The organism is Pseudomonas sp. MIL9 (genome assembly GCF_016887925.1).
Taxonomy (GTDB): domain Bacteria; phylum Pseudomonadota; class Gammaproteobacteria; order Pseudomonadales; family Pseudomonadaceae; genus Aquipseudomonas; species Aquipseudomonas mohnii.
Genome location: NZ_JAFEHE010000032.1, coordinates 50,263 through 61,333, shown reverse-complemented (window position 1 = coordinate 61,333; position 11,071 = coordinate 50,263). Strand labels below are relative to the sequence as shown.

Annotated in this window: 9 protein-coding genes and 1 pseudogene; 3 read left to right on the top strand and 7 right to left on the bottom strand. The window is 62.3% G+C overall.

The genetic code is table 11. The features are described 5' to 3' along the window. Positions 1–90: 90 nt before the first annotated feature. Complete coding sequence (locus JQF37_RS28600; protein WP_130205831.1) at positions 91–1,146, bottom strand: haloacid dehalogenase-like hydrolase; 1,056 nt, start codon at positions 1,144–1,146, stop codon at positions 91–93. Positions 1,147–1,386: 240 nt separating this feature from the next. Here JQF37_RS28600 and JQF37_RS28595 point away from each other — a divergent pair. Continuing rightward, positions 1,387–1,764, top strand: a pseudogene (locus tag JQF37_RS28595) (cation:dicarboxylase symporter family transporter); the annotation flags it as partial. 147 nt (positions 1,765–1,911) lie between these two features. Here JQF37_RS28595 and JQF37_RS28590 read toward each other — a convergent pair. Beyond that, positions 1,912–2,424, bottom strand: a complete 513-nt coding sequence (locus JQF37_RS28590) for a dihydrofolate reductase (protein ID WP_130205829.1) — start codon at positions 2,422–2,424, stop codon at positions 1,912–1,914. Between the two features lie 100 nt (positions 2,425–2,524). On the opposite strand from JQF37_RS28590, the gene JQF37_RS28585 reads away from it, so the two are divergent. Together JQF37_RS28585 and JQF37_RS28580 are read left to right on the top strand one after the other, a co-directional pair. Beyond that, entirely contained in the window at positions 2,525–3,895 is a 1,371-nt protein-coding gene (locus JQF37_RS28585) for a DUF2868 domain-containing protein (protein WP_130205827.1), read from the top strand. Further along, a complete protein-coding gene (locus JQF37_RS28580) occupies positions 3,888–5,252 on the top strand; it encodes a GTPase/DUF3482 domain-containing protein (protein WP_130205825.1) in 1,365 nt (454 codons plus the stop codon). The genes JQF37_RS28585 and JQF37_RS28580 overlap by 8 nt, the downstream gene beginning before the upstream one ends. Positions 5,253–5,366: 114 nt before the next feature. On the opposite strand, the gene JQF37_RS28575 is transcribed toward JQF37_RS28580, so the two are convergent. The 5 genes from JQF37_RS28575 to JQF37_RS28555 form a co-directional block, all read right to left on the bottom strand. Beyond that, on the bottom strand, positions 5,367–5,924 hold the full coding sequence (locus tag JQF37_RS28575; protein WP_130205823.1) for a phosphonate degradation HD-domain oxygenase: 558 nt from the start codon (positions 5,922–5,924) through the stop codon (positions 5,367–5,369). Continuing rightward, positions 5,924–7,057, bottom strand: a complete 1,134-nt coding sequence (locus tag JQF37_RS28570; protein ID WP_130205821.1) for a TIGR03364 family FAD-dependent oxidoreductase — start codon at positions 7,055–7,057, stop codon at positions 5,924–5,926. Before JQF37_RS28570 ends, JQF37_RS28575 begins: the two co-directional genes overlap by 1 nt. A gap of 115 nt (positions 7,058–7,172) precedes the next feature. Further along, positions 7,173–8,198, bottom strand: coding sequence for a putative 2-aminoethylphosphonate ABC transporter substrate-binding protein (locus JQF37_RS28565; RefSeq protein WP_130205819.1), 1,026 nt, complete (start codon positions 8,196–8,198; stop codon positions 7,173–7,175). A gap of 39 nt (positions 8,199–8,237) precedes the next feature. Continuing rightward, the gene (locus tag JQF37_RS28560) at positions 8,238–9,962 is read right to left on the bottom strand and encodes a putative 2-aminoethylphosphonate ABC transporter permease subunit (protein ID WP_130205817.1); all 1,725 of its coding nucleotides are present in this window, start codon (positions 9,960–9,962) and stop codon (positions 8,238–8,240) included. Next, the gene (locus JQF37_RS28555) at positions 9,962–11,038 is read right to left on the bottom strand and encodes a putative 2-aminoethylphosphonate ABC transporter ATP-binding protein (protein WP_130205815.1); all 1,077 of its coding nucleotides are present in this window, start codon (positions 11,036–11,038) and stop codon (positions 9,962–9,964) included. Before JQF37_RS28555 ends, JQF37_RS28560 begins: the two co-directional genes overlap by 1 nt. Between the last annotated feature and the right edge of the window lie 33 nt (positions 11,039–11,071).

Sequence of the window (11,071 nt, the reverse complement as noted above, 5' to 3'; positions counted from 1 at the left end):
CTCGCTGTCGTTGGCTTCTATAAGAATGCCACCGTGGCGCACAGACGCCTCGGCTTGGGCGAGTCCATTCAATTACAGTGAAGCAAATCCTTACTGGATTTCTTCCGGCTTGACGATCACCCAGTTCTTGTCCGCCGTTACCGCCAGCCCTTCCTTGGCCTGGGCCGCGGCGTTTTTGGCCATCATGCCCTGGATCTGGGTCATGTACTTATCCTTGCGGTTGACCCACAAGTGAATGCCGCCCTTGGCCACATCGACCCCGTGGAACAGCATGTAGCCGTCACTTGTCGGGGTGTCGCCGCCGACCAGGACCGGTTTTTTCCACTCATTGATGTAAGTCAGGATCGCCGCGTGCTTGCCGGCCATCCAGGTCGCAGGTGTCCACAGGTACGGGGTCAATTCGAGGCCGAGGTTGGCTTTCTCGTCATACTTGCCTGCGGTGATTTGCTTGCGGGCGGTGGTCAGTTCGCCGGTCTTGCGATCCTTGAGCAGCGTGGTCACGCCGATCACGTTCTGCGGTTTGACGTTGTAGCCGTACTTCGGATCGGCAGCGACCATGCGCACCAGTTCTTCGGAGGCGGCGGTCATCACGTAGACCTCGATGCCGTTCTCCATCAACTTGTTGTAGAGCTCTTTCTGGCCGGTGAAGATTTTCGGCGGGTTGACGTCGAGGTTCTTGACCACGTCGCCATCGTAATAAGTGGCCGGTACCGGTTTGCCGGAGGCCATCATCTCGTCGACATAGCCCTTGAGTTCTTGCAGCGTGAAGCCGGAGAACACTTGGGCAACCCATGGGTAGCAAACCATGTCGTCGACTTCGCAGAGGCGATAGTAGTAGCTGAACAGGCTTTCCTTGTGGTCGGCGGTGTCCTTGAACGGCATCAGTTTCAGGGAGGGATCAAGGGTCTCGCGGGTGATCAGGCCCTTGTTTTCCATGAACGGCAGCAAGGACTCTTCGAGGTCGTAACGGTAACTGGTGTTGTCCATGTCGAACACCGCGTAGTTACCCTTGTTGGCGTTGGCCGCGATCATCGCATCCAGTGCCTTGGCCTGATCGGCTGGCCAGTGTTTAAGATCCGTTGCAAACACTTGGCCGGCGAGACCCAGGCAAAGTGCTGCTGCCAGAAATTTCGGTGCGAACTTCATCGGCATTTCTCCCTGATAGAAAGACATCGACGCTAACAAATAACTGTGACAGTCCTCGTCTGTCAGCGACCGCCAACGTACCTATCGCGCCAGTTGCTTCTCCGAGAGCGACACGCGCTTATTCCAAAAACGACAGTTACGAGATGTTTTTGATATTAATTCATTAGATATCAAGCTGTTAGGCTTGCCGGTTCGCAGCTGCCCCGCAAGGCAGTTGGCACATGTCTAACGGGAGTTCCAATGAATCTGCCACTGATTCTGAATCTGCTGGTGTTCCTCGCCCTGCTTCTGGGCCTGGCACAAACCCGCCGCTCCAACTGGAGCCTGGCGAAAAAAGTCCTGCTCGCACTGGGGCTGGGCGTGGCATTCGGCGTGGCCCTGCACACGGTCTACGGTGCCGGTAACCCGGTGCTCAAAGCCTCGATCGGCTGGTTCGATCTGGTGGGCAACGGTTATGTGCAGTTGCTGCAAATGATCGTGATCCCACTGGTATTCGCCTCGATCCTCAGCGCCGTGGCCCGTCTGCAAACCATCCAGACCGATTACGCCGGCAAGGTCGCCTACCTGAATGTGCCGCAACTGTTGCTGTCGTTCATCCCGCAAAACCCGTTCGCGCGTTGAACGTGAGTGGTTCGATCACGGCCGGGGCGATTACCAGCCAGGTGATGCAGCAGACCGATAAAGAATTGCTGGATGCGGATGAGCATTCGGCGTTGGCGCAGGCTTAAGTCTTTCAACGACTGAGCGGGCCTGCTCGCGAAGCTTTTAAGCTTTTTCCCAGACTTCGAAGGTGTACGCCGGTTTGTCGCCTTCGGCCGGATTCGGCACATTCGACACCAGTTTCCACTGGTTCAAATCAAACTCCGGAAACCACGCATCCCCCTCCGGGCTCAGCGCCACACGCGTCAGGTACAGGCGATCGGCCTGCGCCAACCCTTGCGCATACAACTGCGCGCCGCCAATCAGCATCAGCTCATCGACGCCTTGTTCCTTCGCCCATGCTTCTGCGCGAATCACCGCAGCCTCCAGCGACGGATAAACCTCCGCGCCTTCCAGCACCAGATCCGCCTGACGGCTGACCACGATGTTCAAGCGGCCCGGCAGCGGACGACCGAGGGAATCCCAGGTCTTGCGACCCATGATGATCGGCTTGCCCAAGGTGGTGGCCTTGAAGTATTTGAAGTCCCCCGGCAAGTGCCAGGGCATGCTGTTGTCGACGCCGATCACACGGTTTTCACCGAGGGCTGCGATCAGGCTGAGGGGGAGTGATTTAGTCATGCCGGCGAGGATACCAGAGGCTCGGCTTCTCGCAACGTAGCCCCCCGACAAGCGCTACAGCGGTTATGCTCACGACTCAATCCAAGCGACGGGATGCCGCGTGACTGAACTGAACAACCTCTGGCTGACAGAAACCATCCGCCTGCGCGAAGAGCACGCCGGCCCTCTGGAGGATCTGGAAGCCAATCGCCTCGCCCGCAATGCCGGCGGTGATTTGCCGACACGCATTCAACGCCGCGCCTTGTGGCTGGCCGAGCGCGATGGCCTGAGCGACGCGCTCAAACACTGGCTGCAAGGTGCACGGCTGGCGCTGCTTGTATTGGCCGTGCTGGCCGTGGTCAGTGGCGCCGGGCTGGCGTTTGCCGCCCTGGGTGACGGCCAGATGCCGGTCAATGTGTTCTGGGCCTTGGGCAGTTTGCTCGGACTGAACCTGATCCTGCTGTTGAGCTGGGCGTTGGGCCTGGTGTTTGCCGGCGAACATGGCGCCAGCCTCGGGCGTTTGTGGCTGTGGCTCAGCGAAAAGCTCGCCCGCGACGCCAAAGCCGCGCAACTGGCACCGGCCCTGATCCTGATGTTGCAACGACACAAACTCAATCGCTGGGCCATCGGCGTCCTGGTCAACAGCTTGTGGTTGCTGGCGATGCTCAGCGCGCTGGTGATTCTGCTGACGCTGCTGGCGACCCGGCGCTATGGCTTCGTCTGGGAGACCACCATTCTCGGCGCCGACACCTTCATCAGCGTGACCCAGACCCTCGGTGCGCTGCCGGCCTTGCTCGGGTTCAGCGTGCCGACCGTGGAAATGATCCGCGCCAGTGGCGATGCCGCACTCAATATCGAAAGCGCTCGCCAGGCCTGGGCCGCCTGGCTGGTGGGCGTGCTGCTGGTCTACGGCGTTGTGCCGCGCCTGCTGCTCGCCGCTTTTTGTCTGTGGCGCTGGAAAACCGGCCAGGCGTCCTTGCACCTGGATTTGAATCTGCCCGGCTATGCGCAATTGCGCGAGCGCTTGATGCCGACCAGCGAACGCCTGGGCATCAGTGATGCGGCGCCCGAGCAACTTCATCGGGTCGAAAGCGGTGTCAGCGACCAGCAAAGCGATGGCGCGTTGTTGGTGGCCATCGAACTGGACGACCAGCGTCCGTGGCCGCCGCCACTGCCGAAGAATGTGAGTAACGCCGGCATCCTCGACAGTCGCGAGTCGCGGCACAAACTCCTCGAGCAACTCAGCCGTTTCCCGCCTGCGCGCCTGGCCATCGCCTGCGATCCACGGCGCTCGCCGGATCGCGGCAGTCTTGCGCTGATCGCCGAACTGGCCCGCAGCGCCAGCGCCACCCGCGTCTGGTTGCTGCAAGCACCACCCGGTGAAGCGCTGGACGCCGAGCGCCTTGGCGACTGGCACGTGGCGTTGCAACAACTGGAGCTGCCGTTTGCCGATTGCGCACCGCTCAATTGGCTGGAGACGGGTCATGACTAAACCGCTGAAGCTCGCCGTCGTCGGCCACACCAATGTCGGCAAGACCTCGTTGCTACGCACCCTGACCCGTGACGTCGGCTTTGGTGAAGTGTCCCATCGCCCCAGCACCACGCGACACGTCGAAGGCGCGCGCTTGTCAGTCGACGGCGAGCCGTTGCTCGACCTCTACGACACCCCCGGCCTGGAAGACGCCATCGCCCTGCTCGATTACCTCGAACGCCTGGAGCGCCCCGGCGAACGCCTCGACGGCCCGGCCCGGCTGGCTCGCTTCCTCGAGGGCAGCGAAGCACGACAGCGTTTCGAGCAGGAAGCCAAGGTGCTGCGGCAATTGCTCGCCTGCGACGCCGGCCTCTATGTGATCGATGCCCGCGAGCCGGTGCTGGCCAAGTACCGCGATGAACTGGAAGTGCTGGCCGGTTGTGGCAAACCGTTGCTGCCGGTGCTGAATTTTGTCAGCAGCGCCAACCACCGCGAACCGGCCTGGCGCGAAGCCCTGGCGCGCCTCGGCCTGCATGCGCTGGTGCGTTTCGACAGCGTCGCACCGCCCGAGGATGGCGAACGCCGACTCTATGAAAGCCTCGCGCTGCTGCTCGAACATGCCCGTCCGCAGCTGGAGCGTTTGATTGCCGACCAACAGGCTCAACGCCGGGCGCGTCAGCAGAGTGCGCTGCGTTTGATCGCCGAGTTGTTGATCGACTGCGCTGCGTGCCGGCGCAGCGTGGCCAGTGATGCCGAGCAGGAACAACAGGCCATCGGCGAATTGCGCAAAGCCGTGCGTCAACGGGAGCAGCGCTGCGTCGAAGCCTTGCTCACGCTCTACGCTTTCCGCCCGCAGGATGCGGCGGCCAGTGATCTGCCGCTGCTCGATGGTCGCTGGGGCGATGACCTGTTCAACCCCGAGACCCTCAAGCAACTGGGCGTGCGGGTCGGCGGTGGAATCGCGGCCGGCGCCGCCGCCGGGGCTGGCGTCGATTTGCTGGTCGGCGGCCTGACCCTAGGCGCAGCGGCACTGGCCGGGGCCATCGCGGGTGGTGCCCTGCAAACCGCGCGCAGTTACGGTAGCCGGTTGTTGGGCAAGATCAAGGGGCAGCGCGAACTGACTGTCGATGACAGCGTGTTGCGGTTATTGGCGCTACGCCAACGGCAACTGCTGCACGCGCTGGACGCGCGAGGGCACGCGGCGATGGACAGCATTCAAGTGGCCACGCCCCAGGACAAGACTTGGCGCGAAGGCAAACTGCCGGAAGCCTTGAACAAGGCGCGGGCGTATCCGCAATGGTCGTCGCTCAATCCCCATGCGAAGTTGAATCAGGCGGAGCGGCAGGAACAGATCGAAGTCTTGGCAAAAGATTTATAGCGTCTGGTCTGACGCCATCGCGAGCAGGCTCGCTCCCACAGGGGATTGGTGCCAGTCACAGATCCAATGTGGGAGCGAGCCTGCTCGCGATGGCCGCGACTCGGTGCCAGCGGTTTACGCCGCCAACAGCCGCGATGCCTTGTCCTTCAATACCGCCAGATCAATGACCGGCACATGCATCTCTTTGGCCTGTTCATCCCAGTGGCGCATGCGCAGACTGACCGCGCACAACGGATCCTGTTCGAACACCTGGGCCTGCGCCTCGGTCATCACCCCGCCCTGATACTCCAGGGTCCGGCGACTGGCTTCACTCAAGCGTTCGTAATACCCCGGCTCCCTGAGCGTCAGATAACGCTTGGCCTGAACGTGATACTCCACCAGACGCGCCATGCGTTCGCTGAAGCCAACGCTGCGCAGGTAGTCGGCGCCCAGCCGCTCATGACTGACCACGCCGAAACCACCCATGTTCTCCGCGCCTTCGCTGCAGATATGCCCGATATCGTGAAAGAACGCCGCCAGCACCACTTCGTCATCGAAGCCTTCGGCCAGCGCACACTGCGCGGCCTGGGACATGTGCTCGATCTGCGACACCGGCTCGCCGATGTAATCGCTGTCGCCAAAGCGCTCGTACAACCCGAACACTTCGGCGATCACTTGCTCATGACGCGCCATCAGATTTCTCCCAGAACAGTGGCCACGTTGCGCTCGGCCATCGCCGGCCCGACGCTCATGCCGACGCCGGTGTGCATCAACGCCACACTCAGACCATCAGCCGGGCGCAGGAACGAAAACGGCCCCGGCCCCCGTGAACCATAGACACCCTGCCAGCGCTCAACCACTTGCACCTTGCAGCCCAGCGTCTGTTCGGCCAGCTCGATCATCCAGTCGTCGACCTGTTCGGCATTGAAGGGCGATGGATCGCGGCCGTAATGGTGGGAGTCACCGATGATCAGCTCGCCATAGGGCGTCGGGCTGATCAGCAGGTGAATGCCGTTTTCGTGCAGATGCGGCGCGTCCCGCAGGATCTCCGCCCGCACCGCCGCCGCTTCCGGCAAATTGGAGAAGGCGCCGTAATGCACGCAACTCAAACCGGTGAGCAAGGCGTGTTGCAGGTTCAGCTTGATTTGCGGTCGGGCGCGGAGCATTTGCAGGCGGCAGATTTGCGGATCGAGTTCAGCGATCTGCTCGGCCAGCAAGGTCTGATAATCGTGGCCGGAACAGACAATGATCTGCCCGGCGCTGAAACTGCCGGCCGTGCTGTGCAAGCGACCCGGCTCGATATCGCGCACCAGCGTGGAAAAGTGGAACTCGACGCCCAGGTCGCGGCGCAGGAAATCGATCAGCGCCGGAATCGCTTCGCGCGAATACAGCTGCTGGTCGTCCATGCCGTGCAACGCGGCGCGGTGGTGGCGAAATTGGCCGTCGTACAGATCGCGCAATGCAGCGCCGCGCAGCAAGTCGACGCGGTAGCCGTGTTCAACGGCGCGGCCCTGGCAGAAGGCTTCAAGCAACTGTTCTTCGGCCTCGGTGCGGGCGAACAGGTACGAGCCATTGCGCTTGAGTTGCAAGCCGGCGAGTTGCGCCCAGTCGCCCCAGATGCCGCGACTGGCGCGGGCCAGCTCCAGCATCGGACCCGGCGGTTGGCCGGTGACCAGCGCCTGGCCGAAGTTACGCACCGAAGCGCCGACGGGCGTTTCGCTGCGTTCGAAAACCGTGACCTTGAGACCGCGTTTGGCGGCGGCATACGCGTGGGACAAACCCAGGATGCCGGCGCCGACGATCAGCATGTCGTTGTGTTGTGTCATTAAGAGATACCTTAAATTCGAGACCGCTTTCGCGAGCAGGCTCGCTCCCACAGGAGAGCGCATTCCAATGTGGGAGCGAGCCTGCTCGCGAAGAGGCCCTGTCAGCCGATGAAGATTACTTGGCCACGACTTTCTCGGACTTGCCGTCATAGCGCTTGCGCCATTCGGTCAGGATCTCGTCGCGGTTTTTCGAAGCCCAGGCGAAGTCGTTCTTGATCAGGCGCTGCTCATAATCGGCCGGCAACTCGGTCTGCGGCTTGGCGATGCCCGGTTGTGCAAGGACGGCGAAGTTCTCTTTGTAGAGCTCCATGGCCTCCGGGCTGGCCGAGAAGTCCGCGAGTTTCTTCGCTGCGTCTTCGTGTGGCGTGCCTTTGATCACGGCGGTGGCTTCAATTTCCCAGCCCAGGCCTTCTTTCGGCAGGATGATGTCCAGCGGCGCGCCTTGGCGCTTGAGCTGTACGGCCGGGTACTCGAAGGAAATACCAATCGGGAACTCGCCGGCGGCCGCCAGTTTGCACGGCTTGGAACCGGAGTGAACGTACTGGCCGATGTTCTGGTGCAGGCCGTCCATGTAGGCCCAGCCCTGCTTCTCGCCAAAGGTTTGCAGCCAGGCGCTGACGTCGAGGAAACCGGTGCCGGACGAAGCCGGGTTCGGCATCACGATCTTGCCTTTGTACTCAGGCTTGGTCAGGTCTTGCCAGCTCACTGGCTTGCTCAGGCCCTGCTTCTCGGCTTCGACGGTGTTGAAGCAGATGGTTGCAGCCCAGACGTCCATGCCGACCCAGGCAGGCGGGTTGGCGGCGTCGCGGTAGTTGCCGCCGATCTTGCCCAGATCCTTTGGCGCGTAGCTTTGCAGCATGCCTTGCTGATCGAGGATCGCCAGGCTGGAAGCAGCCAGACCCCAGACCGCGTCAGCTTGTGGGCGGGCTTTTTCGGCGAGCAGTTTGGCGGTGATGATCCCGGTGGAGTCACGCACCCACTTGATTTCAACGTCCGGGTTGGTCTTTTCGAACGCTGCCTTGTAGGCGGTCAGCTGTTCAGCTTCGAGGGCGGTGTACACCGTCAACTCGGTTTTCGCCGCATAGGCGTTCAGGCTGAAAGCGGTGAGGACAGCAGCGGCCAGGGCCATAGGCTTGAACATGATCTTTTCCTGTTTTTGAGTTGACGGGGTTGTACGCAATCAATGACCGGGCGCGGTCTGCCGCCAGGCCTGGGAGCGGCGCAGCAAGCCGCGCGAAGCCCAGGCCAGCAGCAGCGACACGCCCGCCGAGGTGAACAGAATCAGGGTCGACATCGCCGCTGCGCCGCCGACGTTGCCGGCGTCATCCATGTTCAGCACCGCCACCGCCGCGAGGATGGTGTCGGGGCTGTAGAGGAAGATCGCCGCCGAGACGGTGGTCATGGCCGAGACGAACAGGTAGCGCACGATGTCCAGCAGCGCCGGCAGGCAGATCGGCACGGTGACGCGCAGGTAGTGCCGGTACAGCGGCGCCTTGAGCGACAGCGCGGCGGCTTCGAACTCGGCGTCGAGTTGGCGCAGCGCGGTGGTGGCGGTCATTTGCGCGGTGGTCAAATAGTGAGCAATGGTGCAGACGATCAGCAGCGTCATGGTCCCGTAGAGCACATGCAGCGGGTTGCCGGTGAGGTTGAAGAAGAAGACGTACCCCAACCCCAGCACCAGGCCCGGCACGGCCATCGGCACGAAACTGAGCATGCGCAGGGTCAGGTTGAGGCCGCGCTGCCCCTTGGTCTTTTCCATCAGGTAGGCGCCGGTGAAGATCAGCAGGCTGCCGATCAATGCCGTGCCCAGGGCCATCTTCAGGCTGTTGCCATAGGCCAGCCAGCCACCGCCGGCGGTTTCGTTGAACTGGTAATGATTGAGCGACAGCGACAGGTTGTACGGCCAGAATTTCACCAGCGAGGAGAACACCGCCATGCCGAACACCAGCAACAGCGCGGCACTGATCAGCAGGACGATGGCCAGGTAGCAACCGTCGCGCCGCTTCGATGGCGCCGGCTTGAACACCTGGGCCCGCCCGCTCATGGAGTCGCCGTGGCGACGGCGCAACCAGGCATCGACACCGAAGCTGAACAGCGCCGGCAGCAGCAACACCATGCCAATCAGCGCACCGCGACCAAACTGTTGCTGACCGACGACGGCCTTGTAGGCTTCCAGCGCCAGCACTTGATAGTCGCCACCGACCACCACGGGCACGCCGAAGTCGGTGATGGTCAGGGTGAAGACCAGGCAGAACGCGGCGAATACGGCTTGGCGGGTCGCCGGCCAGGTGATGCTGCGGAAGGCTTTCGCCGGACTGGCGCCCATGCTGGAGGCGGCATCGAACAGCCGCGCATCCGCCAGGGACAAGGCCGACAGCAGAATCATCAGGGCGTGTGGGAAGGTGTAGATGACTTCACCGAGCACAATGCCCCAGAAGCCATAGATGTTGTCCGAGAGCAGGCCACGCAACAGGCCCTGGTTACCGAACAGGTAAACCAGCGCGATCCCCGGCAGCATCGATGGCGCCATCAAGGGCAGCAGGGAAATGCCACGCCAGATGCCCTTGGCCGGGATCAAGGTGCGTTGCAGGGCATAGGCAAACAGGTAGGCCAGCGGTACGACGATGGCCGCGACGCTGAGGGAAACTTTCAGGCTATTGCCCAGCAACCAGTGGAAATTCTCGCTGGTCACCAGCTCCCTGGCGGCGATCCAGCCACCGCCCTGCCCGGCTTCAGAACTGAACCCGCGCCAGAAAATCGCCAGCAACGGCATCAACACCGCGACGCCCAACAACACCAACAGAAGGACTTTGCCGCCGACCACGAACAACCGATCGCCGATCTCGGCACGGGAGGTCTGCCGCACCTGCTTGTGTGGCAGAGGCAGCGCGATATTGGCGCTCATCAGGCGAAGACCTGCAGGCTGCGCGGTGGCAAGGCGACCATGATCTGTTGCGACCCCAGACGCGGCATGGCTTCCGGTGCCAGTTCGGCCAGCAGTGCGTGCCCTGGCAGTTGATCGAGTTCGAAGCTCATGCGGCAGCGATTGCCGAGAAAGGTGATTTCGCGAACCTTGGCCGGGAACAGGTTTTCTTCATGCACCGGCGGGTTGACGTTGATCGCTTCAGGGCGACAGAACAAACGCCCCGAAGCACTTTTGGCGCTGCCATCGGCCAGGCGCACGTTCATGCCGCCGACCCGGGCGTGACTGTCACCGCTGCGATGGAAGGGCAGCCAGTTACCCTGGCCGACGAACTCCGCCACGAATGGCGTGGCCGGGCGGTTGTAGATTTCCTGTGGGGTGGCGTATTGCTCGACCTTGCCGTTATTCATCACGGCAATGCGGTCGGCCATCAGCATGGCCTCGTCCTGATTGTGGGTGACCATCAGGGTGGTGATGCCGAGGTTGCGTTGCAGCTGACGCAGCTCCGTGCACAGATGCTCGCGGACCCGAGCGTCGAGAGCCGACATCGGCTCATCCAGCAGCAACAGCGAAGGTGCCGGTGCCAGGGCGCGCGCCAGGGCAACCCGTTGCTGCTGACCACCGGACAACTGGCCTGGGTACTTTTTCTCACTGCCGCTCAGGCCGACCAGTTCCAGCATCTGAGCGACCCGGCGGCGCATTTCATCGCGACCACTGCCGGCGAGGCCGTAGGCAATGTTCGCTTCGACCGTCAGATTGGGAAACAGTGCGTAGGACTGAAACAGAATGCCGTAGTCCCGTGCCTGGGGCGCCAGGTGGGAAACGTCGCGATCACCCAGGTACAACTCGCCGCTGTCCTGCTTTTCCAGCCCGGCGATGCAGCGCAGCAAGGTGGTTTTGCCACAGCCCGACGGGCCGAGCAGACACACCAGCTCACCGGCCGCCACGTCGAGGGAAACGTTATCCAGCGCAGTGAACGCGCCAAAGCGTTTCTGGACGCCACGCACTTTCATGGGTGCGCCCGGGTTGGTCAGGGCAGTTGCGATCGAGTTGTTCATGGACGGGCCTCATCTGGCAGATGAGAGCCATCC